We start from the raw sequence: 22,869 nt of genomic DNA, 5'->3' as shown, positions 1-22,869 counted from the left end.
TGCGTCACGGGACCCAGATCACATGCCAAATCAGCGGTCTGAGTTGGCAATACAGACCCGAGTCCGCTTACGGTTTTTGGACCAACAACTGAACACAGCGCGACCGAGTACGCCGAGTCCTGCCCCGCGGTCGCGTTCCTTGTCATCGACATTGGGCAGGAGTGGGGGACCCACAGGTTCCACGCGGTCTCCGGATCGCTCGGGGTGAAGCCACCTAGGTGGCGGGGCACTTTCCAGCTCTAACCCGACAGCTCACCTCACAGGCGTGGGAAAGGAATACCCCCATGCCTGCGATTTCTCGCATGCGTAGTTTTTTTGCGCTCCCGTTCGTCCTGCTGCTCATGATGAGCGGCCTCGCGTTGACCCAGGTCGCCGTTGCCCCTGAGGCCGACGCCCTCACTCGCTCGCAGAAGATCGCGACCGGTCTCCGCATCGCCAAGAACCAGATCGGCGACCCGTACCGCTACGGCGCGGCCGGTCCCGGTGCGTTCGACTGCTCGGGCCTCATCTACTACTCGATGCGCAAGGCCGGCATCTCCGTGCCGCGCACCTCGAGCGGCCAGGCGTCGTACGCCCGTCGCATCTCCAAGTCCAACCTGCGCCCCGGCGACCTCATGTACTTCAGCGGCCACATCGGCATCTTCGTCGGCCGCAAGGACGGGCGTGTCCTGATGCTCGACGCGCCGAGCTCCGGCAAGCGCGTCAGCATCCGCACGCCGTGGACGACCTCGTGGACCGCCTACACGCTGCGCGGCTGATCGAGTCCTTCTCGGGAGTTTGAGGGCGCGCCTCCACCGAAGGGTGGCGGCGCGCCCTCAGACTTTGGGCGACCGCCTGCCATGGAACTGCCTGACGATCGGAGCCACACCGTGCGCCGCACCCGCATGTCCCTCGCCGCCACTGTTGCCGCCAGCCTGCTGTTGGCCGGCTGTGGGGGTGGAGGCAGCGACCAGCCGGGTGCCGATGGTGGTTCTCCTGAGGGCAAGCCCGCCGTGGTCGAGACCTGGCCGCTGACCGGGCAGCAGGTCCCCGACGGCAAGTCGCCCAAGTCCCCGGCGTACATCGTCAAGATCGACAACACCGCGGCGAGCAACCCGCAGGTGGGCCTCGGCAAGGCCGACCTTGTCGTCGAGGAGCTGGTCGAGGGTGGCATCACCCGGCTCGCGGCCTTCTTCCAGTCGCAGCTGCCGCGCAAGGTGGGCCCGGTCCGGTCGATGCGCCTCACCGACATCGGGATCGCCAAGCCGCTCGGTGCCGAGATCGTCACGTCGGGCGCCGCGGGCGTGACCCTCCAGGGCCTCGCCGAGGCCGGCGTGAAGTTCGCCGACATGAGCAACCCTGCCGTCGCGCGGGTCAGTGACGGCCAGCACGACTCGCTGCACAGCGTGATGGCGGACCTGGTCAAGCTGTCGCGCCAGAAGAAGCAGTCCAGCCGGCCGGTCGACTACCTGCCCTGGGGCAAGGCCAGCGACTTCCCGGGTGGCCGTGCCGCCACGAGCATCGACGCCCGCATGTCCGCCGCGCGCACCGCCCACTGGTCGTTCAGCGGTGGCAAGTACCGCCTCGACAACAGCTACATGCCTGCCGATGACACGTTCACGGCCGACACGGTCATCGTGTGCAAGGTCAGGACCTCGGTGGCGTCCTACACCGACCCGGCAGGCAACCCGGTCCCGATCTCGCACTTCGAGGGCACCGGCGACGCCGTGATCTTCCACGGCGGCAAGGCGGTGCGCGGCACCTGGACCAAGTCCCAGATCGGCACGACCGTCACCTTCGCGACCAAGACCGGCTCGCTCACGGTCCCGGCCGGCAAGACCTGGCTGCACCTGGTGCCGAACACCGGTGGTGACGTCAGCTTCCGCTGACGTCCGGCTTCTTCTCCCCGAGGGCGCGGATGCCCGCGAGGAAGAGTCCCATCGCACTCTCGACCCGGATGCTGGCGGCAGCCGGGTCGGCGCTGCCGACGACGGTCTCGCCCGCTGCGGACAGGGCGCCGAAGAAGATCCGCGCGATCGTCTGGAGCATGTCGTCGTCCAGGGCGAGCTCCTCGTCGCCGAGGAGGTCGCGCACGAGGCCCTGGACGATGCCGAAGGTCGACCGGTCCTCCTGCTCGCGGTGGCGCTCGCGCCCGAGGACCGCCGGGCCCTCCTGGACGACCACGCGTGAGTACGTCGGTTGCTGGACGATGCGGAGGAACTCGCGCAGGCCGGCGAGCGCCTTCTCGGAGGGATCAACCACGCCCTTGATGGCCTTCTGGATCTGACGCGCGGCCTGGTCCTCGACGTCCTCGAGGACCGCTTCGAAGATGCCCTGCTTGCCGCTGAAGTGGTGGTAGAGCGCGCCCTTGGTGACCTTGGCGTCGGCGACGATCGCGTCGAGCGACGTCGCGGCGTACCCGCGGAGGGCGAAGAGCGACTCGGCGGCCATGACCAGGGCCTTCCGGGTCGAGGCGGAGTACTGCTGCCGACGGGAGATGCCCGTCACTGCGCCGACCGACGGAACCCGTGGGATCGGCAGCTTCGGCCGTCGTTCGCTTCGCTCGCCGGAGCCCTCGGTCTTACTCATGGTCGGAGTGTAGTGAGGGCGGTCACTGGACAGGTGTCAAGGATCACCGCGTGCCGGGTTGGCATACCGCGAGTATGCGACGTACGGTCGTTACGTACCAGCGGTATGTGTGGATGAGACGAAAGGAGCAACACCATGAACTGGGATGCTTTTCATCGACGTGGGGATGTCCTCAACGCTGTGATCGCCGAGCTCGACAACCGTCGTGACGGCGTGGCCCCGATGTACCTGCCCGGCGTGGAGCAGACGTTCCGCGACGAGCTCGACCTCCTGTCGGCGCTGTCGCTCAAGTGGCACACGCGTCTCTCGGGTCGCCTCGAACGAGTCATGAGCGAGGAGCCCCTGAACTACGAGGCGGCCGTGATCGGCGCCTGGCGCGACAACGTCGCCGAGCTGCCCGGCATCCGCCTGGCACTCGACGCGGCGCTGGCCGGCACCGACGCCGAGATCCTCGCCGTCATCGGCAAGTCCCAGGCGAAGGAGCACGAGCTCCTGGCCCTGTGGTCCGGCCGCGTGTCGGCCTATCAGCTCGAGGAGTACGGCGACCGCGAGGGCGCCAAGGTCGAGCTCCTGGCCCGCGAGGGCTTTGAGTTCCCGGCCGCGGTCGAGGCGCCTGCCGAGCCGCTGAGCTTCCTCGAGCGCCTCAAGGCTGCCGTCGCCTGATCTCCGGATCACCGACGGACAGTCCCCGATGGCGTCGGTCGCAGGCCTCCCCGCCTGCTGACCACACCGTGACGGCCCCGGGTGCTGGCGCACCCTCCCCGCGGCTTCCCGGCCGCGATCCCTCCCCCCGCGCCGGCCCCGGGGCTCGTCGTTTCCACCCCTTTGTTTCGCATAGGATCAGACCTGTGAGCACCCCCATCGGATTCAGCCAGACCGACGTCCTCGAGGACATACGCGAGCTGCCCACCGAGGACGGTGACCACGAGAAGTTCTCGCACTACGTGCCGAAGGACAAGCTCACCGAGGCGATGGTCATGGGCACCCCCGTCATCGCCCTGTGCGGCAAGGTCTGGGTGCCGAGCCGTGCGCCCGAGAAGTTCCCCGTCTGCCCCGACTGCAAGGAGATCTGGGAGTCCTTGCAGCCCGGCGGCAAAGACGGGGACGACGCGTGACAGCACCGCGCGACGCGGATCTCTTCGGAGCTGACCTTTCTGGCGATGAGCTGCTGGACTCCGTCCCGCAGGCGCCAGGTGCGCTGACCCCTGCCTGGCCGGACCGTGCTGCCTGGGGCACCGCGACCTCGCTGCGTGCCTGGCAGGCCGCCGCGATGCGGAAGTACTTCGACGAGTCGCCGCGTGACTTCCTGGCCGTGGCAACGCCGGGAGCGGGCAAGACCACGTTCGCGCTGACCGTCGCTGCCGAGCTGTTGAGCCGTCGTGTGATCGACCGGATCACGATCGTGGCGCCGACCGAGCACCTGAAGGTCCAGTGGGCCGAGGCGGCGGCGCGTGCCGGCATCCCGATCGACCCGACGTACTCCGCGGGGCAGGGCAAGACCTCGACCGAGTACCTCGGCATCGCGGTCACCTATGCCGGTGTCGCGGTGAACCCGCTCGCGATGCGTATCCGCACCGAGCGCACCAAGACGCTGGTCATCCTCGACGAGGTGCACCACGCGGGTGACGCCCTGTCGTGGGGTGAGGGTGTCCGCGAGGCGTTCGACCCGGCGACCCGTCGGCTCGCGCTGACCGGCACGCCGTTCCGCTCGGACATCAACCCGATCCCGTTCGTCACCTACGCGCCGGGACCCGACGGCATCCCGCGCAGCCTTGCTGACTTCACCTACGGCTACGGCCACGCGCTTGCCGATCACGTCGTGCGCCCGGTCCTGTTCATGGCGTACTCCGGCGAGATGCAGTGGCGCACGAGCGCCGGCGACGAGGTCGTGGCACGTCTCGGCGAGCCGCTGACCAAGGACATGACCGCGCAGGCGCTGCGCACCGCGCTGGACCCCGCCGGCTCGTGGATGCCGTCCGTGCTCGAGGCCGCCGACAGGCGGCTCTCGGAGGTACGCCGCCACGTGCCCGATGCCGGCGGACTCGTGATCGCGAGCGACCAGACCTCTGCCCGCGCCTACGCCAAGCTGCTCAAGGGAATCTCCGGGGAGTCGCCCACGGTGGTGCTCTCCGACGAGAAGTCAGGCTCGAAGAAGATCGCGGCGTTCACCGAGTCGGATGCGCGCTGGATGGTCGCGGTCCGCATGGTCTCCGAGGGCGTCGACGTTCCGCGGCTGGCGGTCGGTGTCTACGCCACGACGATCTCGACGCCGCTCTTCTTCGCGCAGGCGGTCGGGCGCTTCGTCCGTGCCCGCAAGCGCGGCGAGACTGCTTCGGTCTTCGTGCCTTCCGTGCCGAACCTGCTCGGCCTGGCCTCCGAGATGGAGGTTGAGCGCGACCACGTCCTGGGCCGCAAGGTGACGGACGACGGCGACATGTTCGCCCCTGAGGACGCGATGGTCGCGCAGGCGAACGCGTCCGAGTCTGCGTCGGGGGAGCTCGAGTTCTCCTTCGAGGCGCTCGGGTCCGAGGCGACCTTCGACCGGGTGCTCTTCGACGGTGGCGAGTTCGGCCACTCCGGCGAGGTGCACGTGGGGTCCGACGAGGAGATGGACTTCCTCGGCATTCCTGGCCTGCTCGAGGCCGACCAGGTGCGAGACCTCCTGCGCTCGCGGCAGAGTGAACGGGCGAGCAAGCAGAAGGCTGCCGCGCGCGGGACCCGGCCTGGTGGCGAAGCCGGCGATGAGCGGAGCGACCGACGCCATCCCACGGTGGCACAGGTCAGCACCCACGAGCAGCTGGCGCTGTTGCGGCGCGAGCTCAACGGCCTGGTCGCTGCGTGGTACCACCGCACCTCGCAGCCGCATGGCGTCACCCACTCGGCCCTGCGCAAGGAGTGCGGCGGGCCAGCCGCTGCCGTGGCCACCGCTGACCAGCTGCAGGCTCGCATCGACAAGATCCGCGACTGGGCGATCGGGCGCAAGAGCTCCTGACCGGCGTCTTGCCGGTGGGTCAGGCGGGCTCGCGGAGCTTGGCTCCCGGCCCGGGCTGGGCCACGACATTGCGCGCCTGCTCGAGCGTGTGCCCCTTGTCGCAGGTCAGCTCCACCTGGACCAGGCCGCCGCACTCGCGGTGCGCGAACTCCACCGCCGCGCCGTCCGGGTCGGGGAGATGCTTGTTGCCCCAGGCGGCAACCGTGACCAGCACCGGGTAGAGGTCGATGCCCTTGGTCGTGAGCCGGTATTCGTGGCGAGGGCGCTGTCCGGTCACCTGGTACGGCACCTTCTCCAGGATCCCGTGGTCGACGAGGAGCCGGAGCCGGTCGGTGAGCACCTGGCGGGGGATCGGCGTGCGCAGGCGCATGTCGTCGAAGCGACGCACGCCGTTGAAGACCTCGCGGACAACGACGAGGGTCCACCGCTCGCCGAAGATCTCCATCGTCCGCCCGATGGGGCAGTTGTCGGTGCGGTAGTCGAGCGCAGACGGCCGGTCGGCTGCGCGCTCGCTCGCGGGGGTGGTCATGGTCACATGCTAAGTCTTATTGACAGACCCAGCAAGGGGAGCGGATGCTGAGTCCATGACGCAGACCGAGGCACGTCGCACCGAGACCGAGCCCGATTCCGGATTCCCCATGGAGTCGAGGACCCACTCCTGGACGCCGCCGTCCCGGGTCGACTTCACCCCGCTGGTGGGCCTGGACGGCCTCGGCCAGCTCGAGGCGATGGTCACCGGAAAGATGCCGCCGCCTCCCGTGATGTCGCTGGTCGGCATGACCGGGTTCCACCCCGAGCGGGGTCGCGTGGTGGTCGAGATGCCGGCGGCGGAGTTCCACTACAACCCGCTCGGCGGCGTGCACGGCGGAGTCATCTCCACCCTGCTCGACACGGCAGCCGGCTGCTCGGTGCACTCGACGCTGGCCGAGGGGGAGATGTACACGTCCCTCGACCTGACCGTGAAGTTCCTCCGCCCGGTCACGGCCGACTCCGGCCTGCTGCGGTGCGAGGGCAGGGTCATCCAGCGCGGACGGCGCACGGCGCTCGCCGAGGCGCAGCTCTTCGACGAGTCCGGCAAGCTGCTGGCGCACGCCACCTCGAGCTGCATGATCTTCAGTTGAGCACTGCCTTCAGCTGAGCGCAGCCTTCGGCTGAGGGCGGCGAGCCCCCGGTGATCAGAACTGGGGCGGGTGGCCCCGCCGTGTCATGCGGCGCGCGGGGCGGCCGGACTAGCGTCGATCGGGTCCTGCATCACGCGCCAAGGAGAGCCGTCATGAAGTACGTCGTCACGTGGGAGCCGCTTCCCAGTGTCACCGAAGAAGCAGAGGCCCGGTCGCTCCAGGTCTTCAGCAACTGGGCCCCCAGCGAGGGTGCGACCTTCCTCGAGTTCCTCGGCCGGGTAGACAATCGTGGCGGGTTCGCGGTCGTCGAGACGGACGACGCGGCGCTGATCGCGAAGGACATCGCGCCGTTCGGCGTCTGGTTCGCCTTCGGCGTCTATCCGGTGCTCGAGATCGCGGACTCTGCCGCGGTGGGCGCCGGAGCTGTCGCCTTCCGTGCATCGGTTGGCTGACCTTGCTCGCGGGGCGGTCCTGCGGGCCGTCGGTCAGAACGGCGGGCGGCCCAGCCCGCTGATCCGGAACCGTCCCCACGGGTCGCGGTCGCTCAGGCGGCCCGCCGCGGAGTCGAAGGGCGTGTGCAGCGTGATGGTCGCGCCGCTGTCGACATCGGGCAGTGCTGAGGATGCAGCGATCCGGCCGTGCCAGTGCGTGTGGCCGTCGAGCGGCTGGAACTCACTGCGCAGCTGGACCTCGACCGCGTGCACCGTCCGCTCGACGGTGATCTCGGCAGGGCCGTCGTACGCCGCGCCCGCTGAGTGCGCGATCGGCCGGGGTGCTTGACGCATCGTCGTCATGGGGCGACTCTAGCAAAGTACCCGAGACATGGAGTCCCACTAATGACGGATCTTGTTGTACCGGCCGAGAAGCTCGCCGTTCGCCTGTTGAACTCCACCGCGCGCCAGTCCTACGACCCGGACGTCGACATCGACTGGACCGCGCCGCCCGTGCCCGGCAAGTTCTGGATGCAGCCGGAGCGCATGTCGCTCTACGGAACGAAGCTCTGGGACGGCCTCGACGAGGAGCAGCGCATCGAGCTGAGCAAGCACGAGGTCGCCAGCATCGCCAGCGTCGGGCTCTGGTTCGAGGTGCTCCTCATGCAGGTCCTCCTCCGCGACGTGTACGACGCCGACCCGAGGTCCGCGCGCACCCAGTGGGCGCTGACGGAGATCGGCGACGAGACCCGGCACTCGGTCATGTTCGGGAGAGCCCTGGCAACGATGGACATGCCCGCCTACGGCCCGCGGCGCAAGGCGCGGGAGCTCGCGCGCTGGGGCAAGGGCGCGCTGCGTGGCGCCTCGGCGTACTCCGCGATCCTGATCGGCGAGGAGCCGGTGGATCGCTGGCAGCGGGACCTGATGCGCGACGACCGGATCCAGCCGCTGACGCGGATGGTCGCCCGGATCCATGTCCTCGAGGAGGCGCGGCACGTGACCTTCGCGCGCGAGGAGCTGGTCCGCGAGGCGAAGAACCTCGGGCGCACCCAGCGGGCGTTTCATCAGCTCGTGACCGCGCAGGCGGCACTGACCACGATGCGGTCGCTGGTCCATCCGGACGTCTACGCGTCGGTCGGGCTCGACCCGCGGGAGGCGCGGGTCGCGGCGCTGCGCAACGAGCACTACCGCGGGACGATCGCCTGGATGGGGGAGAAGATCATGCCGTTCCTCGAGGAGCAGGGCATGGTCGGCGCGGCGCATCGCAAGGTCTGGAAGGCGTCATTCCTGATGCCGTGACTGCTCCCCGGTGGAACGATGGGCGACATGCCGTCGTACGTCGCGTTCCTCCGCGCCATCAACCTGGGCGCGAAGCGCAAGTTCCCCAAGGACGACATCGCCCGCGTGGTCGCCTCGACCGGAGCACGCGATGTCGCGACGCACATCAACACCGGCAACGTCCGGCTGACCTCGGGGGCACGCTCGCGGGAGAAGGTCGAGGCCGCGCTGGAGTCGGCCTTCGCGGCCGACCGCGGCTTCGAGGTCCCGACGATCGTGTTCGCCACCGATGAGTTGCGGGCGATCGTCGACGACATCGAGGAGCTGCACGATCCGGCGCTGATGCGGCACTACGTGCTGCTGCTGAAGGACGAGCCATCCTCTGAGGTCGTGGCGACTGTCCACGCCCTCGAGTCAGGACCGCACCGCGCGGTGATCCGGGGACGCGCCGCACACCTCCTGCTCGGCGAGGGTTACGAGGCGGGCGGCGTCGATCCGCTCAAGGCCGAGAAGCTGCTCGGGGTTGCGACCAATCGCAACCACACGGTGCTCCGGGCCATCGCCGACAAGTGGCTCTGACAGTCCCCAACACCAGGACCCCCATTTCGCAGGGAAAGGGTCGTGGTGTTGGGGGCTATCGGTCGTTCAGGCGGTGAGGGCGGGATAGTCCGTGTAGCCGCGGGCGCCGCCGCCGTAGAACGTCGCCAGGTCGGGCTCGTTCAGGTCGGCGCCGGTGCGCAGGCGCTCGGGCAGGTCCGGGTTGGCGATGAACGCACGACCGAAAGCCGCGGCGTCGATCAGGCCGGCCTCGATCAGGCGCTCGGCCTTCCCCGCGTCGTACGCGCCGGCGCCGACGATCACGCCGGGGTACGCCGCGCGGAGCTGCTGGCGGTACTCGTCGGTGAGCTCGGGGCCGCCGGCCCAGTCCGGCTCGGAGAGGTGCAGGAAGGCCACGCGCCGGCGGTTGAACTCGGCGGCCAGGTAGAGACCGGCCTCCGCGCCCTCGGGGTCCTGCAGGCCGTTGAAGGATCCGATGGGGGAGATCCGGATGCCGACGTGCGCGGCGTCCCACTCGTCGATGACCGCGTCGAGGACCTCGAGCATCAGCCGGGCCCGGTTCTCCAGCGAGCCGCCGTACGCGTCGGTGCGGAAGTTGCTGTCGGCGGAGAGGAACTGGTGCAGGAGGTAGCCGTGGGCGCCGTGGATCTCGACCAGGTCGAAGCCTGCCTCCCGGGCGTTGCGCGTCGCGACGCGGTAGTCCTCGACGACCGCGGCGATCTCCTCGACGGTCAGCGCGCGGGGCGTGGGGCACTCGGCCCGGGTCAGGTTGCCGTCCTCGCCGCGGATGGTGGTGCGGTTGCGGTAGGCGACGGCGCTCGCGGACACCGGCAGGGCGCCGTCGTGCAACGAGTCGTGCGAGACCCGCCCCACGTGCCAGAGCTGGGGCGCGATCACGCCACCGACCGCGTGGACGGCGTCGGTGACCTGACGCCACCCGGCGACCTGCTCGGCCGAGTAGATGCCGGGAGTGTCGGCGTACCCCTTGCCCTGGGGCGAGACCTGCGTGCCCTCGGTGATGATCAGGCCCGCCCCGGCGCGCTGGACGTAGTACTCCGCCATCAGTGCGTTGGGCACGTCGCCGGGCTGGTCCGCGCGCATGCGGGTCAGTGGCGCCATGAAGGCGCGGTTGGCGACCTGGACGGCGCCGACGGTCAGAGGCTGGAAGAGGAGTTCGGTCACGGTGGCGTCAACGGGTGCATGCGGTCGTGCATTCCCCGGACCAGGTCGTCGTGTTCAATTCGTGACCCCTCCTTGTGACACCATGGACGGCGTGTCAGCAGCGAGCCCCTCCCACGTTGATCCGGGCGTCGATTCGTCTCTGTTGCCCGACGAGATCACCTTCCTCGCGAAGCCGTGGGTGACGATCGTCTGGAACGATCCGGTCAACCTCATGTCCTACGTGACCTTCGTCTTCCAGAAGTACTTCGGCTACGACAAGAAGAAGGCCGAGAAGCTGATGATGGAGGTGCACGAGGACGGTCGCTCCGTCGTGTCCACCGGAACTCGCGAGGAGATGGAGCGCGACGTGCAGGCCATGCATGAGTACGGGCTCTGGGCCACCATGGAGAAGAGCTCGTGAGCGGCGCGAACGTGAGGACACCGTGAGCGGCTTCGCCAAGCACAGGAAGAGCGGCCGGATCATCGCCGACTTCACCGGCTTCGAGGCCGAGCTGCTCCGTTCGCTGGCCGGCCAGCTGGTCGAGCTCCTGCACAACGAGACCGCCGAGCCACGTGACGACCGTGACCCGCTCGAGGCGATGCTCGACTTCTCGGGTCCCACGAGCGAGCCGGAGGACCCGGTGCTCGCCCGGCTCTTCCCCACGGCGTACCCGGACGATGACGAGGCGGCAGCCGAGTTCCGCCGCTTCACCGAGGGGGCGCTGCGCGACGGCAAGTCCCGCGCCGCCGAGACGATCATCGACAGCCTCGAGGAGGCGGGCCTCCCGCCGGAGCTGACCGAGGACGGGCTCCACTTCGACGTCGAGCTCGACGAGCCGGAGGCGATGACCTGGATGCGGTCGTTCACCGACATCCGGCTGGCCCTCGCCACCCGGCTCGGCATCGAGGAGGGCGACGAGGAGTACTGGGCCTCCCTGCCCGACGAGGACCCGACCCTGCAGGCGCACGACATCTACGAGTGGGTCGGCTACCTGCAGGAGACGCTGGTCGAGGCGCTCCAGCGCTGAGTCCGGCTGTTCGTGGGCCCTGTCCGCCTCCCGGGCCGAAGCCGCCGGATGCAGGGTGGCGCCGCGTTCTCACCTAGTCTTGGGCCCGTGTTGACCCTCGACCAGGCCACGTACGACGCGATCGTGGCGCACGCCAAGCGGGACCACCCCGACGAGTGCTGCGGCATTGTTGCGGGCCCGGAAGGCAGCGACCGCCCCGAGCGGTTCATCGAGATGATCAACGCCGCGGGGAGTCCCACCTTCTACGAGTTCGACTCGACGGAGCTGTTGCAGCTCTACAAGGAGATGTGGGACCGCGACGAGGAGCCGGTGATCGTCTACCACTCGCACACCGCGACGGAGGCGTACCCGAGCCGCACCGACATCGGCCTGGCGAGCGAGCCCAACGCGCACTACGTGCTGGTCAGCACACGCGAGCACGGGAATAACGACGGCCCCGTGGAGTTCAGGTCCTACAGAATCATCGACGGCGAAGTGACCGAAGAAGAGGTCGCTGTCGTCCCTGCTAAGCCCTTGATTGAGGAGCACCAGTAATGGCCATTGAGGTCCGGATCCCCACCATCCTGCGCACCTACACCGGCGGCGAGAAGGCCGTCGACGCCGAGGGTGCCACGCTGGCTGCTCTCATCGACAACCTGGAGGCCAGCCACGCTGGCCTCAAGGACCGTCTCATCGAGAACGGTGACCTGCGCCGATTCATCAACGTCTACATCAACGACGAGGACGTCCGCTTCATCGGCGGTCTCGAGGCTGAGCTCTCCGACGGCGACCAGGTCGTCGTACTCCCTGCCGTTGCTGGTGGAGCTGCCTGAGTTTCGCGGGCTTCGGCCCAACACGCGATACTGCGCACATGGCTCGCTACGACAACCTCCTCGCCTCGGTCGGCAACACGCCTCTGGTGGGGCTGCCGCGTCTGTCGGCTTCCATCGGCGGAGGGGGCCTCAACGGTGGTGGAGACGTCCGCATCTGGGCCAAGCTGGAGGACCGCAACCCGACCGGCTCGATCAAGGACCGCCCGGCCCTGAAGATGATCGAGAAGGCGGAGAAGGAAGGCCTTCTCCACCCGGGCTGCACGATCCTCGAGCCCACCTCGGGCAACACCGGCATCTCGCTGGCGATGGCTGCGAAGCTCAAGGGCTACCGCACCGTCTTCGTCATGCCGGAGAACACCTCCGAGGAGCGGCGCCAGATCCTGCGCATGTGGGGCGCCGAGATCCACTCCTCGCCGGCCGCCGGTGGCTCCAACGAGGCCGTGCGCGTGGCCAAGCGCATGGCCGACGAGCACCCCGACTGGGTGATGCTCTACCAGTACGGCAACGACGCCAACGCCCTCGCGCACGAGGAGGGCACCGGCCCCGAGCTGTTGGCCGACCTCCCCGACATCACCCACTTCGTGGCCGGTCTCGGCACCACGGGCACGCTCATGGGTGTCTCGCGGTTCTTCCGCAAGGCCAAGCCCGACGTCCGCATCGTTGCCGCCGAGCCGCGCTACGGCGAGCTGGTCTACGGGCTGCGCAACCTCGACGAGGGCTTCGTCCCCGAGCTGTACGACGCGTCGCTGATCGACTCGCGGTTCTCGGTCGGCCCGCGCGACGCCGTACGCCGCGTCCGTGAGCTGCTCGAGATGGAAGGGATCTTTGCCGGCATCTCCACCGGCGCGATCCTGCATGCCGCGCTCGGCCAGGCCGCCAAGGCGGTCAAGGCGGGCGAGACCGCGGACATCGCGTTCGTCGTGGCCGACGGCGGCTGGAAGTACCTTTCGACCGGCGCCTACGAGGGCACTGTCGACCAGGCGGAGGACCGTCTCGAGGGCCAGCTCTGGGCGTGACGCTCGTCATCGGGTGAGCCGGATCGCAGAATGCAGCGCGATCGGGACCCCAAGGCGTACGTTGTTGCCCGTGAAGGTCACTGTCATCGGCTGCTCGGGCTCATACCCAGGTCCTGAGGCCCCGGCCAGTTGCTATCTCGTCGAGGCGGACGGGGTCGACGAGAGTGGCCGGATCCGCACCTGGCGCATCCTCCTCGACCTCGGCAGCGGTGCCCTCGGCGAGCTCCACAACCATGCCGATCCGCTCTCGATCGACGCGGTCTTCGTGAGCCATCTGCACGCCGACCACTGCCTGGACCTCTGCGGCTACTACGTGCTGCGGAAGTACCACCCGCTCGGTGCCCAGCCGAAGATCCCGGTCTGGGGCCCGGTCGACACCGCGCGCCGCATGGCGAAGGCCTACGACCTCGATGAGGACCCGGGCATGAACGAGGAGTTCGACTTCCTCGACTACGCCGGTCCCGTCCAGATCGGTCCGATCACGATCACGCCCACCCAGGTCGTTCACCCCGTGACCGCCTACGCGCTGCGCGTCGAGGCCGACGGCCGCGTGCTGGTCTACAGCGGCGACACCGGCATCTGTGACTCCCTGGTGCAGGCTGCCGAGGGAGCGCACGTGTTCATCGCCGAGGCCGCGTTCCGCGATGCCGACGTCAACCCGCCCGACATTCACCTGACCGGTCGCGAGGCCGCGATGGTCGCCCTCAAGGCAGGCGTCGAGCGGCTCGTGCTCACCCACATCCCCGCCTGGCACGACAAGATCATCGCCGTCACCGAGGCGTCCGAGCTCTGGCGTGGCCCGCTCGACCTGGCCGCCAAGGGCGCGGTCTACGAGGTCTGATCCCTTGTCATCCGGTGAGGTGCCGGCGCTCGCCCGCATGCTCGGGCTGGAGCCACACCCCGAAGGTGGTTGGTACCGGCAGACGTGGGTGTCGCCCGAGTCCGTGGAGCTGCCCGACGGGCGGGTCCGCCCCACGGCCACGCTGATCCACTTCCTCCTGCCCGCCGGGGAGTCGTCGGCCTGGCACCGCGTGTTGTCCGACGAGATCTGGCTGGCGCACAGTGGCGTCGTCACCGTCGAGCTGGGCGGATCCGGGCCTGCGCCCGAGCCGGGGGAGAAGCACGCGGTGGGCATGGCCGAGGGTGCGGAGCTACAGGTCCTCGTGCCGGCGGGCGTGTGGCAGCGCACGATCCCGTCCGACCGCGAGGCGCTGGTCAGCTGCCTGGTCTCGCCGGGATTCGACTTCGCCGACTTCGAGCTGGCCTGAGGCCGGGTGCGCGTCCTGGGTCAGGACGTCGCCCTCCCTGCAGTTCGCCTTCGCTCGTTCCTCGCTCCGGCTGAACGCTCGGGCAACATCCTGACCCCGGACGCGCGGCGTCAGACGAGGCCGGCGTCGTGGACGCAGATCGCGATCTGCACGCGGTTGGTGGTGCCGAGCTTGTCGAAGAGCCGCCCGACGTGTGCCTTGACGGTGGGCACCGACAGGAAGAGCTCGCGCGCGATCTCCGCGTTGGAGAGGCCGCGACCGATGGCCAGCGCGACCTCGTGCTCTCGCTCGGTGAGGCTGGAGAGTCGGGCGAGAGCCTGGGCCTCGCGGTCCGAGCCGTTGCTGGTCTCCGCGTTGTCGGTGCGGATCTGGCGGATCAGGGAGGCGGTGGCGGAAGGCGACAGCATCGGCTCGCCGTCGGCCACCCGACGGATGGCCGCGACGATCTCGGCCGGGGGAGTGTCCTTGAGGACGAAGCCGTCGGCCCCCGCGGCGATCGCCCCGGTGACGTAGTCGTCGGCGTCGAACGTGGTCAGCACGATGACCCGCGGCGGGCTGGGGCGTGCGTGGAGCTGGCGGGTGGCCTCGAGGCCGTCCATCACCGGCATGCGGATGTCCATGAGCACCACGTCGGGACGGTCCGTCGCACAGCGGGCCAGGCCCTCGGCGCCGTTGGCCGCTTCACCGATCACCTCGATGTCGGGCTGGCCGCCGATCATCAGGGCCAGGGCCGAGCGCACCAGCGGATCGTCGTCCACCAGCAGCACGCGGATCCTGGTCGGTGCGCCGGAGGTCTGGTCGCCGGTTGTCAGTTCTCCCACGGGACCCAGCCTCGCACGACCCAGTGGGTCTGCTCGCGGCCGGCCGTCAGGGTGCCGCCGGCGAGCTCGAGGCGCTCGCGCAGACCGACCAGTCCGAGGCCGGCTCCGGGGGTGGTGGACGGGTGGAATCCGAGCGGGTTCCGCACCTCGAGCGTCAGCCCCTCAGCCACGGATCCGGTGAGCGAGATGGAGACGGCCGCAGCCGGGGCGTGCTTGCGGGCGTTGGTCAGCGACTCCTGCACGAGGCGGTAGAGCGTCCGGCCGGCGAGCTCGGGGACCGCGTGGTCGCCATCGGCCCGCACGTCGTCGGCGTACTCGATGTGCATGCCGGAGGCGCGCGCCTCGTCGACGAGGGCAGGCAGGTCGGCCGAGGTGGGCTGCGGGCGGTCGAGGATCTCGCCCGTCGCGGGATCGCGGAGGACGCCGAGGACGCCGCGCAGGTCGACGAGGGCGGCGTTGGCCTTCTCCTGGATGACCGCGACGCTCTTGCGGATCTCCTCGGCGCTCAGGTCCTCGCGGAACATCACGGCGTTGGCGTGCAGCGAGACCTGGGAGATGCGGTGCGCGAGAACGTCGTGCATCTCGCGGGCGATCCGCGAGCGCTCGGAGGTGCGCGCCTGGCTGGAGAGCAGCCGCGCCTTCTCCTCTGCCTGTGCCACCTGGTCGCGCAGGGTCCAGAGCAGCTGGCGGCGCGAGCCGATGTACATGCCCCAGCCGAGGATCGCGACGGTGACCGCGACGTTGATCAGGAGGTCGACCCACCACGGGCTCGGGTCCCGCTGGGGCTGGACGCTGACGAAGACCTCCCCGGCCGCGATGGAGATCAGCCCGACAGCGAGCAGCTGCCAGTAGATGCGGCGGGTCGCCAGGGAGACCGAGGCAAGCACTGCGGGTCCCGCCGCGATGCCGGAGAGCGCGGCCACGACGCTCAGGATGATCGCGACCTGGAGCGGCCAGCGGCGGCGCCAGAACACCAGCACGTACGACGCGATGCCGAGCACGATGTCGGTCACCAGCAGCGCGGGGTGCTCGTTGATCTGGCCGTCGGCCACCGAGGCCCAGGCGAGACCGCTGATCACCAGGCACAGCAGGTAGCGCCACAGGTGCGAGTGCCAGCTCAGGCGCGGCTGGTAGCGCTCGGGGTCGGTGTCCACCTGCTCAGGCTAGGGGGCGCGCCCGGTCGGGCGTCAGCGACCGCGGTCGCGCGACCCGCTGACTTTGGTAGGGGTCGGATCGAGACCTCCGACCGATGCGGCCGTCGGCGGACTCGGACAGATTGGTTGCATGATCAAAGTTGAGAACCTGACCAGGACGTACGGCGACTACACCGCTGTCGACAACGTCAGCTTCGTGGCTCGCCCGGGTCGCGTGACCGGCTTCCTCGGTCCCAACGGAGCTGGCAAGACGACCACCATGCGCATCATGGTCGGCCTGAGCGCCCCCACGGACGGCAACGTCACGATCGGCGGCCACCGCTACGAGGACATCCCGAACCCGGGCCGTCACGTCGGCGTACTCCTCGACGCTTCTGCCCAGCACGCCGGCCGCACCGGCCGTGAGGTCCTCCTCATCTCCGCCCGCACCATGGGTCTGCCCGACTCCCGCGTCGACGAGATGCTCGCGCTGGTCGGCCTGAACCCGTCCGAGGCCAAGCGCCGCGTCCGCAACTACTCGCTCGGCATGCGCCAGCGCCTCGGCCTGGCCAACGCCCTGCTGGGTGACCCGCAGATCCTGATCCTCGACGAGCCGGCCAACGGCCTCGACCCGGCCGGCATCCGCTGGATGCGCGGCCTCCTCAAGTCGTACGCCGAGCGCGGCGGCACCGTGCTGCTCTCCAGCCACCTGCTCAACGAGGTGCAGCTGATTGCCGACGACATCGTCATGATCGGCCGCGGCAAGATCGTGGCCCAGGGCACGCCCGAGTCGCTGCTCAGCCAGACCGGCACGTTCTTCCGTGCCGTCGAGGAGCCCCAGCTGCTGGAGGCGCTGGCCGCCAACGGCATCTCGGCCTCGCCTCTCGGTGAAGGATTCCTCGCCGATGCCGAGGCACTCCAGGTCGGCAAGGTCGCCGCCGCTGCGCAGATCACCCTCATCGAGCTTCGTCCCGCCGACGGCGGCCTCGAGGACCTGTTCCTCGAGCTGACCGCCGACACCCAGCGTGACTTCACGGAAGGAGTCGTGGCATGAGCGCCACCCTCACTACAGACGACGCCGGCGTCATCGACTTCTCGGGGACCGCTCCGGTCCCGTTCGGCCGACTCGTCAAGGTCGAGCTGCGCAAGATGTTCGACACGCGCGCCGGCCTCTGGCTCGGCATCATCACCGGTGTGCTGATCGTCCTCGCGATGGTCATCCCGCTGGTCGTGATCGCCCTGAACGACGACGTGTCGATCAGCGCGACGATCTTCATCACCCAGATCATGACCGTCCCGCTCTCGCTCCTCGTTCCGGTCTTCGCGATCACCGCGGTGACCAGTGAGTGGGGCCAGCGCACGGGCCTCGTGACGTTCGCGCTCGAGGCGCGTCGCAGCCGGGTGATCCTGGCCAAGCTGGTCGTCATCGTCATCCTCGCGGTCGCGACGATCGCCCTCGCCGTGGGGCTCGGTGCCCTCGGCACGGCTCTCGGTGGCGTGATCTCGGGTGAGTCGCCGGTGTGGAACCTGTCGCTCGGCGTCCTCGCCTGGGTGCTGGGCCAGCAGCTGGCGTACTTCCTGATGGCCTTCGCCTTCGGCCTGCTGCTGCTCAGCACGGCCGGCGCGGTCTCCATCTACTACGTGATCGCGCTCCTGCTCCCGCTCATGGTCTGGGGCCCGCTCTACGGCATCTTCTCGTGGGGCCAGGACGTCGTGCCGTGGTTCGACCTCGGCTTCGCGATGATGCCGTTCGTCATGGGTGAACCGACCAGCGGCGACGACTACGCCCGGGTCCTGGTCACCGCAACCGTGTGGGTGGTCCTTCCGCTGGCCCTGGGCCTGCGGCGGGTGCTTCGCGCCGAGGTGAAGTAGCGCCTCGGTCTCCTGGGAGGGAGATCCAGGTCCGGCCGCTCCAAACGGGGGTGCGGCCGGACCTGGGTGCATTTCGTGTGTTCATCCAGGCTTGGGCGACGCGACACCCGGACGGAGAGTTCCCGTACCCGGCACCGCCACGCTGAGGCCATGAGCTACGTGCGCTTTGCAGCACTCGGAGACTCGACCACGGCCGGTGTCGGTGACCCGGTCCCTGGCGGCTGGCGGGGTTGGGCCCGTCTGCTCGCCGATGCACTCGGGGAAACCCACGACGTCTCCTTCTGCAACCTGGCGGTGAGCGGCGCCATCACCGGCGACGTACGTCACAAGCAGCTGCCCGAGGCGCTCCGCCACCAGCCCGACGTCGCGTCGGTCATCGTCGGGGTCAACGACACGATGCGCTCCACCTGGGACCGTCCGCGGATCCGCACGGAGCTGCTCGAGACCGTCGAGTCGCTGCACGACCTCGGCACCACGCTGTTGACGGTTCGCTACCACGACCACGGCCGGGTCTTCGGCCTTCCGGGCGTGCTCCGCCGGCCGCTCTACTCCCGGATCGACTTCCTCAACGACGTGTACGACGAGGCGTTCGAGCGGTTCGGCGGTCTCCGTGTCGACCTCGCCGAGACGCCCGAGGTCTGGATGCGTGAATTCTGGTCCGTCGACCGGCTGCACCCCTCCGAGCTCGGCCACCGGGCGCTTGCGCGTGCGTTCGCGCTGCAGCTCGACGAAGGGGGCATGGAGTGCCCGTTGCCGACGATCGTGCGCGACGGTGGCTACGAGCCCAACTGGCGCAGCGACCTGACCTGGATGGTCACCGAGGGCGTGCCGTGGTTCGGGCGCCGGGCGCGGGACCTCGGGCCGTGGGCGGCGCGGATGGCCGTCACGGAAGCTCGTGGTCTCGCCCGTCGGCCGGTCCCGGTGCATGCAGAGCTCGTCGGGGGACCTCGATAAGGTCAGTCCATGACTGAACCATTGCGGGCCGACGGCCGATCCTCGGACCAGCTCCGCGACATCAAGATCACCCGCAACTGGCTCGACCACCCGGCCGGCTCCGTGCTCGTCGAGTTCGGCAGGACCCGCGTGCTGTGCTGCGCCTCGGCGTCCGAGGGCGTGCCGCGCTGGCGCAAGGGCTCGGGCCTCGGCTGGGTCACCGCGGAGTACGCGATGCTTCCCGCCGCGACGAACACCCGCAACGACCGCGAGTCGGTCAAGGGTCGTATCGGTGGCCGTACCCATGAGATCTCCCGCCTGATCGGTCGCTCGCTCCGCGCGATCATCGACGACAAGGCGCTCGGCGAGAACACCATCCAGATCGACTGCGACGTCCTGCAGGCCGACGGCGGCACCCGCACCGCCGCGATCACGGGCGCCTACGTGGCACTGGCCGACGCCGTGCGGTTCCTCGGTGTGCCGCAGGCGCTGACCGGCTCGGTTGCCGCGGTCTCCGTCGGCATCATCGACGGCATCCCGCGCCTCGACCTTCCTTACGAGGAGGACGTCCGCGCCGAGACCGACATGAACATCGTGATGACCGGCGCCGGCTCCTTCGTCGAGGTGCAGGGCACCGCCGAGGGCGCTCCGTTCAACCGCGCCGAGCTCGATGCTCTCCTCGCGCTGGGCGAGAAGGGCTGCGCCGACCTCACCGCGCTGCAGAAGGCCGCCCTTGATGGGTGATGCGTCAGGAGGCGGGGAGCGCAGCGACCGACGCCCCGCGCCGCAGGTGTTCCTGGCGTCGCGCAACGCCAAGAAGCTCGCCGAGCTGCGGCGCATCCTCGGTGCTGTCGTGCCGGAGATCGAGGTCCTCGGCCTCGATGACGTGGAGTTCTACGAGGAGCCGGTCGAGGACCAGGCCACCTTCGCGGGCAACGCCCTGCTGAAGGCGCGCGCGGGAGCGCTCGCCACCGGCCTGCCGTCGCTCTCCGACGACTCCGGCCTCTGTGTCGACGCCCTCAACGGCATGCCCGGCGTGCTGTCCGCGCGCTGGTCGGGCGGGCCCAGGTCGGATGCCCGCAACAACGAGCTGCTGCTGTCGCAGCTGGCCGACGTCCCGGACGCGCGCCGGGGAGCCTTCTTCGCCTGCGCGGTGGCGTTCTGCTACCCGGTGGGCGACGGAAGCATCGCCGAGGCAGTGGTGACCGGCGACATGGCCGGATCCATCACGCGGGAGGTGCGCGGCACCGGCGGCTTCGGGTACGACGTCGTCTTCGTGCCGACCGGCTTCACCGTGACCTCGGCCGAGCTTCCGTCGGAGGAGAAGGACGCGATCTCGCACCGCGGCAAGGCGCTTCGCGAGATCGCGCCGCTGGTCGCGGACGTGCTGGCCGGGCTGTGATCCGCTCATGAGCGTGACCCTCGTCGCCAAGGACCTGTCCGGGGGGCATGCCCACCGCACGCTCTTCTCCGGCCTCGATCTCACCGTCGCACCGGGTGACGTCGTCGGTGTCGTCGGTGCCAACGGTGCCGGCAAGTCGACCCTTCTGCGGCTGCTGGCCGGTGTGGACGAGCCCCTCGGCGGAGCGGTGTCGACGGCACCCTCCGATGCGTTCATCGGCTGGCTCCCGCAGGAGCACGAGCGTGTGCCGGAGGAGACGGTGGCGGCCTACCTGGGCCGCCGGACCGGGTGCACCGACGCCACGGTCGCCATGGAGTCCACCGCCGAGGCACTCGGATCGGGCGAGCCCGGAGCCGACGACGCCTACGCGGTCGCCTTCGACCACTGGATGGCGAGTGGAGCGATCGACCTCGACGAGCGGATCCCGCCGGTCCTGGCCGAGCTCGGGCTGACCGTCGGTGTCGACGCGTTGATGACCGGGCTCTCCGGCGGGCAGGCGGCCAGGGTCGCCCTCGCAGCGCTGCTGCTGAGCCGGTTCGACATCGTGCTGCTCGACGAACCCACCAATGACCTCGACCTCGCCGGGCTCGAGCGACTGGAGTCCTTCGTGCGGGGGCTGCGCCAGGGCGTCGTACTCGTCTCGCACGACCGCGAGTTCCTCGCCCGGTGCGTGACCCGCATCGTCGAGCTGGACCTCGCGCAGAACAAGGTCGCGGTCTACGACGGTGGCTACGACTCGTTCCTCGAGGAGCGGGCAATCGCGCGGCGGCATGCGCGGGAGGCCTACGACGAGTTCGCCGACAAGAAGGCCGACCTCGTCGCCCGGGCGCGCGTGCAGCGCGAGTGGAGCTCCCAGGGCGTGCGCAACGCGATGAAGAAGGCTCCCGACAACGACAAGATCCGCCGCAAGGCGTCGACCGAGTCCTCGGAGAAGCAGGCCCAGAAGGTCCGCCAGATGGAGTCGCGCATCGCGCGCATGGACGAGGTCGAGGAACCCCGCAAGGAGTGGGAGCTGCAGTTCTCGATCGGTGAGGCACCGCGGTCCTCAGCGGTCGTCGCCACCCTCAATGCCGCCTCGGTGGAGTTGGGGGACTTCGCCTTCGGGCCGGCCTCGGTGCAGGTCAACGCCCGCGACCGGATCGGCATCACCGGTCCCAACGGAGCCGGGAAGACCACGCTGCTGCGGATGCTGCTCGGTCGGCTGGAGCCCACGTCGGGCACCGCCAGCCTCGGCGTCAACGTGGCGATCGGGGAGATCGACCAGGCCCGCAGTGTGCTCCCGGAGGAGCTGCCGCTCGGTGACGCCTTCGAGGCCGTCGTGCCGTCGATGAACTCCGGCGACGTGCGCACGCTGCTGGCCAAGTTCGGCCTGAAGGCGGCCCAGGTGGCCAGCCCGGTCGGCAAGCTCTCGCCGGGGGAGCGGACCCGTGCCGCCCTTGCGCTGCTGCAGGCCCGCGGCGTCAACCTGCTCGTCCTCGACGAGCCCACCAACCACCTCGACCTGCCCGCCATCGAGCAGCTCGAGCAGGCCCTCGACTCGTACGACGGGGCGTTGCTGCTCGTCACCCACGACCGGCGGCTGCTGGACAACGTCCGCCTCGACGAGCGCTGGGCCGTCGAGCATGGGAAGGTCACATCATGCTGATTCGCAGGAACCTGGCCCGCGGCGTGCTCCGCGCCACCCGGTGGAACCTCGTCGGGAGCGTGCCGCCGAAGGGCATCCTGGTCGGTGCTCCGCACACCTCCAACTGGGACTTCGTCGTCATGCTCCTGATCGCCTGGAGCAGCGACGTCCAGCCGCAGGTGCTGGTCAAGAAGTCCTTCTTCAAGGGCCCGATGGGGCCGCTGCTGCGTGGGCTCGGCGGCATCCCGCTGGACCGCGCCAACCCGGGGTCGACCATTCGGGAGCTCCTGGACGAGGCGGGGGAGCACGAGTCGTTCCTGCTCTGCATCGCTGCCGAGGGCACGCGGTCCAAGGGTGAGTACTGGAAGCCCGGCTTCCTGCGCATCGCAGCACAGACCGGTCTGCCCGTCTCGCTCGGCTTCGTCGACGGGCCCAGCCGCTCGCTCGGCATGGGGCCGACGTTCGTGCCCTCCGGCGATCTCTCCGCCGACATGGACCTCGTGCGGGAGTTCTACGCCGACAAGCACGGCATCAAGCCGGAGAACCGCACCGAGCCGCGGCTGCGCGAGGAGCAGCAGGACTGACGCCTCGGCTCGCCTGACTGTCGCCGGCCTCACCACGCGTTGACGTCCGGGTGGCCGCGCATGGATCAAGGTGAAGACTTCTCGTCACATGCTGACGAAAAGCCTTCACCTTGATCGCGTGCGCCCGGTGAGATTCGAACTCACACTGGACGGCACCTAAAGCCGTTGTCTCTGCCGTTGGACTACGGGCGCGCAGGGAGCAGTCTAGGCAGGGGGTGCGGACGCGACGGTCCCTGTGTATCGGCCGGTGATCCGCTCATCGCTCGA

The 22,869-nt window shown here is 69.5% G+C and carries 29 protein-coding genes, 1 tRNA gene and 1 riboswitch; of the genes, 23 read left to right on the top strand and 7 right to left on the bottom strand.

The window, feature by feature from the left end; all coding sequences use genetic code 11:
• Positions 1–101 precede the first annotated feature (101 nt).
• A riboswitch (cyclic di-AMP (ydaO/yuaA leader) is annotated at positions 102–279 on the top strand.
• A 5-nt stretch (positions 280–284) separates the two neighbouring features.
• Entirely contained in the window at positions 285–758 is a 474-nt protein-coding gene (locus tag D4739_RS02150) for a C40 family peptidase (protein ID WP_120059055.1), read from the top strand.
• A 111-nt stretch (positions 759–869) separates the two neighbouring features.
• The gene (locus D4739_RS02145) at positions 870–1,868 is read left to right on the top strand and encodes a DUF3048 domain-containing protein (protein ID WP_182920271.1); all 999 of its coding nucleotides are present in this window, start codon (positions 870–872) and stop codon (positions 1,866–1,868) included.
• Here the strand turns inward: D4739_RS02145 and D4739_RS02140 are convergent.
• Complete coding sequence (locus D4739_RS02140; RefSeq protein WP_120059053.1) at positions 1,855–2,568, bottom strand: TetR/AcrR family transcriptional regulator; 714 nt, start codon at positions 2,566–2,568, stop codon at positions 1,855–1,857. The two genes, D4739_RS02145 and D4739_RS02140, sit on opposite strands and share 14 nt — an antisense overlap.
• 135 nt (positions 2,569–2,703) lie before the next feature.
• Here D4739_RS02140 and D4739_RS02135 point away from each other — a divergent pair, with 135 nt between their 5' ends.
• The 3 genes from D4739_RS02135 to D4739_RS02125 all read left to right on the top strand — a co-directional run bounded on the left by D4739_RS02135 (position 2,704) and on the right by D4739_RS02125 (position 5,560).
• A complete protein-coding gene (locus D4739_RS02135; RefSeq protein ID WP_147384758.1) occupies positions 2,704–3,231 on the top strand; it encodes a hypothetical protein in 528 nt (175 codons plus the stop codon).
• Positions 3,232–3,428: 197 nt separating this feature from the next.
• A complete protein-coding gene (locus tag D4739_RS02130; RefSeq protein WP_120061675.1) occupies positions 3,429–3,683 on the top strand; it encodes a DUF3039 domain-containing protein in 255 nt (84 codons plus the stop codon).
• A 155-nt stretch (positions 3,684–3,838) separates the two neighbouring features.
• Positions 3,839–5,560, top strand: coding sequence for a DEAD/DEAH box helicase (locus D4739_RS02125; protein WP_238473701.1), 1,722 nt, complete (start codon positions 3,839–3,841; stop codon positions 5,558–5,560).
• Between the two features lie 19 nt (positions 5,561–5,579).
• On the opposite strand, the gene D4739_RS02120 is transcribed toward D4739_RS02125, so the two are convergent.
• On the bottom strand, positions 5,580–6,089 hold the full coding sequence (locus D4739_RS02120; protein WP_120059051.1) for a winged helix-turn-helix transcriptional regulator: 510 nt from the start codon (positions 6,087–6,089) through the stop codon (positions 5,580–5,582).
• Between the two features lie 55 nt (positions 6,090–6,144).
• Between D4739_RS02120 and D4739_RS02115 the strand changes: the two genes are divergently transcribed.
• The gene (locus D4739_RS02115) at positions 6,145–6,681 is read left to right on the top strand and encodes a PaaI family thioesterase (protein WP_220699210.1); all 537 of its coding nucleotides are present in this window, start codon (positions 6,145–6,147) and stop codon (positions 6,679–6,681) included.
• Positions 6,682–6,833: 152 nt separating this feature from the next.
• On the top strand, positions 6,834–7,133 hold the full coding sequence (locus tag D4739_RS02110) for a DUF3303 domain-containing protein (protein WP_120059050.1): 300 nt from the start codon (positions 6,834–6,836) through the stop codon (positions 7,131–7,133).
• A gap of 33 nt (positions 7,134–7,166) precedes the next feature.
• On the opposite strand, the gene D4739_RS02105 is transcribed toward D4739_RS02110, so the two are convergent.
• Positions 7,167–7,475, bottom strand: coding sequence for a DUF4873 domain-containing protein (locus D4739_RS02105; protein ID WP_120059049.1), 309 nt, complete (start codon positions 7,473–7,475; stop codon positions 7,167–7,169).
• A gap of 42 nt (positions 7,476–7,517) precedes the next feature.
• On the opposite strand from D4739_RS02105, the gene D4739_RS02100 reads away from it, so the two are divergent.
• The gene (locus tag D4739_RS02100; RefSeq protein WP_120059048.1) at positions 7,518–8,411 is read left to right on the top strand and encodes an AurF N-oxygenase family protein; all 894 of its coding nucleotides are present in this window, start codon (positions 7,518–7,520) and stop codon (positions 8,409–8,411) included.
• Between the two features lie 27 nt (positions 8,412–8,438).
• Entirely contained in the window at positions 8,439–8,969 is a 531-nt protein-coding gene (locus D4739_RS02095; RefSeq protein ID WP_120061672.1) for a DUF1697 domain-containing protein, read from the top strand.
• Positions 8,970–9,035: 66 nt separating this feature from the next.
• Here the strand turns inward: D4739_RS02095 and nemA are convergent, their stop codons facing one another.
• Complete coding sequence (nemA, locus tag D4739_RS02090; RefSeq protein ID WP_120059047.1) at positions 9,036–10,130, bottom strand: N-ethylmaleimide reductase; 1,095 nt, start codon at positions 10,128–10,130, stop codon at positions 9,036–9,038.
• Between the two features lie 91 nt (positions 10,131–10,221).
• On the opposite strand from nemA, the gene clpS reads away from it, so the two are divergent.
• The 7 genes from clpS (at position 10,222) to D4739_RS02055 (ending at position 14,233) form a co-directional block, all read left to right on the top strand.
• Positions 10,222–10,530, top strand: coding sequence for an ATP-dependent Clp protease adapter ClpS (gene clpS, locus D4739_RS02085; protein ID WP_420799013.1), 309 nt, complete (start codon positions 10,222–10,224; stop codon positions 10,528–10,530).
• 22 nt (positions 10,531–10,552) lie between these two features.
• Positions 10,553–11,137: a DUF2017 domain-containing protein gene (locus D4739_RS02080; protein WP_120059046.1), complete on the top strand. Its 585-nt coding sequence runs from the start codon at positions 10,553–10,555 to the stop codon at positions 11,135–11,137.
• An 87-nt stretch (positions 11,138–11,224) separates the two neighbouring features.
• Positions 11,225–11,671: a M67 family metallopeptidase gene (locus D4739_RS02075; protein WP_120061670.1), complete on the top strand. Its 447-nt coding sequence runs from the start codon at positions 11,225–11,227 to the stop codon at positions 11,669–11,671.
• Positions 11,671–11,949, top strand: coding sequence for a MoaD family protein (locus D4739_RS02070; protein WP_120059045.1), 279 nt, complete (start codon positions 11,671–11,673; stop codon positions 11,947–11,949). Before D4739_RS02075 ends, D4739_RS02070 begins: the two co-directional genes overlap by 1 nt.
• A 38-nt stretch (positions 11,950–11,987) precedes the next feature.
• A complete protein-coding gene (locus D4739_RS02065; RefSeq protein ID WP_120059044.1) occupies positions 11,988–12,965 on the top strand; it encodes a PLP-dependent cysteine synthase family protein in 978 nt (325 codons plus the stop codon).
• A gap of 70 nt (positions 12,966–13,035) precedes the next feature.
• Positions 13,036–13,806 (top strand): MBL fold metallo-hydrolase, encoded by a 771-nt coding sequence (locus D4739_RS02060; RefSeq protein ID WP_120059043.1) that lies wholly within the window; start codon positions 13,036–13,038, stop codon positions 13,804–13,806.
• A 4-nt stretch (positions 13,807–13,810) separates the two neighbouring features.
• Positions 13,811–14,233 carry a cupin domain-containing protein gene (locus D4739_RS02055; RefSeq protein WP_238473472.1) on the top strand — a complete coding sequence of 141 codons (423 nt, stop codon included), beginning with the start codon at positions 13,811–13,813 and terminating at the stop codon, positions 14,231–14,233.
• Positions 14,234–14,343: 110 nt separating this feature from the next.
• On the opposite strand, the gene D4739_RS02050 is transcribed toward D4739_RS02055, so the two are convergent.
• Both D4739_RS02050 and D4739_RS02045 read right to left on the bottom strand, forming a co-directional pair.
• Complete coding sequence (locus D4739_RS02050; protein ID WP_274380458.1) at positions 14,344–15,054, bottom strand: response regulator; 711 nt, start codon at positions 15,052–15,054, stop codon at positions 14,344–14,346.
• Positions 15,042–16,208 (bottom strand): sensor histidine kinase, encoded by a 1,167-nt coding sequence (locus D4739_RS02045; RefSeq protein ID WP_120059042.1) that lies wholly within the window; start codon positions 16,206–16,208, stop codon positions 15,042–15,044. The genes D4739_RS02050 and D4739_RS02045 overlap by 13 nt, the downstream gene beginning before the upstream one ends.
• A 130-nt stretch (positions 16,209–16,338) precedes the next feature.
• On the opposite strand from D4739_RS02045, the gene D4739_RS02040 reads away from it, so the two are divergent.
• The 7 genes from D4739_RS02040 to D4739_RS02010 all read left to right on the top strand — a co-directional run bounded on the left by D4739_RS02040 (position 16,339) and on the right by D4739_RS02010 (position 22,602).
• Positions 16,339–17,241, top strand: coding sequence for an ABC transporter ATP-binding protein (locus D4739_RS02040; RefSeq protein WP_182920268.1), 903 nt, complete (start codon positions 16,339–16,341; stop codon positions 17,239–17,241).
• Positions 17,238–18,059: an ABC transporter permease gene (locus D4739_RS02035; protein ID WP_120059041.1), complete on the top strand. Its 822-nt coding sequence runs from the start codon at positions 17,238–17,240 to the stop codon at positions 18,057–18,059. The genes D4739_RS02040 and D4739_RS02035 overlap by 4 nt, the downstream gene beginning before the upstream one ends.
• A gap of 150 nt (positions 18,060–18,209) precedes the next feature.
• Entirely contained in the window at positions 18,210–19,013 is an 804-nt protein-coding gene (locus tag D4739_RS02030) for an SGNH/GDSL hydrolase family protein (RefSeq protein WP_120059040.1), read from the top strand.
• A 9-nt stretch (positions 19,014–19,022) separates the two neighbouring features.
• The gene (rph, locus tag D4739_RS02025; RefSeq protein WP_120059039.1) at positions 19,023–19,736 is read left to right on the top strand and encodes a ribonuclease PH; all 714 of its coding nucleotides are present in this window, start codon (positions 19,023–19,025) and stop codon (positions 19,734–19,736) included.
• A complete protein-coding gene (locus D4739_RS02020; protein WP_120059038.1) occupies positions 19,729–20,394 on the top strand; it encodes a non-canonical purine NTP pyrophosphatase in 666 nt (221 codons plus the stop codon). The genes rph and D4739_RS02020 overlap by 8 nt, the downstream gene beginning before the upstream one ends.
• Positions 20,395–20,401: 7 nt before the next feature.
• Positions 20,402–22,039 (top strand): ABC-F family ATP-binding cassette domain-containing protein, encoded by a 1,638-nt coding sequence (locus tag D4739_RS02015; protein ID WP_120059037.1) that lies wholly within the window; start codon positions 20,402–20,404, stop codon positions 22,037–22,039.
• The gene (locus D4739_RS02010; protein WP_120059036.1) at positions 22,033–22,602 is read left to right on the top strand and encodes a 1-acyl-sn-glycerol-3-phosphate acyltransferase; all 570 of its coding nucleotides are present in this window, start codon (positions 22,033–22,035) and stop codon (positions 22,600–22,602) included. Before D4739_RS02015 ends, D4739_RS02010 begins: the two co-directional genes overlap by 7 nt.
• Positions 22,603–22,721: 119 nt before the next feature.
• Here D4739_RS02010 and D4739_RS02005 read toward each other — a convergent pair.
• A tRNA-Leu gene (locus D4739_RS02005) sits at positions 22,722–22,794 on the bottom strand.
• Positions 22,795–22,869 lie beyond the last annotated feature (75 nt).

The sequence above is a fragment of the Nocardioides cavernaquae genome (assembly GCF_003600895.1).
GTDB classification, from domain to species: domain Bacteria; phylum Actinomycetota; class Actinomycetes; order Propionibacteriales; family Nocardioidaceae; genus Nocardioides; species Nocardioides cavernaquae.
The sequence above is the reverse complement of the archived record's forward strand: the minus strand, read 5'-3'. Positions and strand labels throughout refer to the sequence as shown.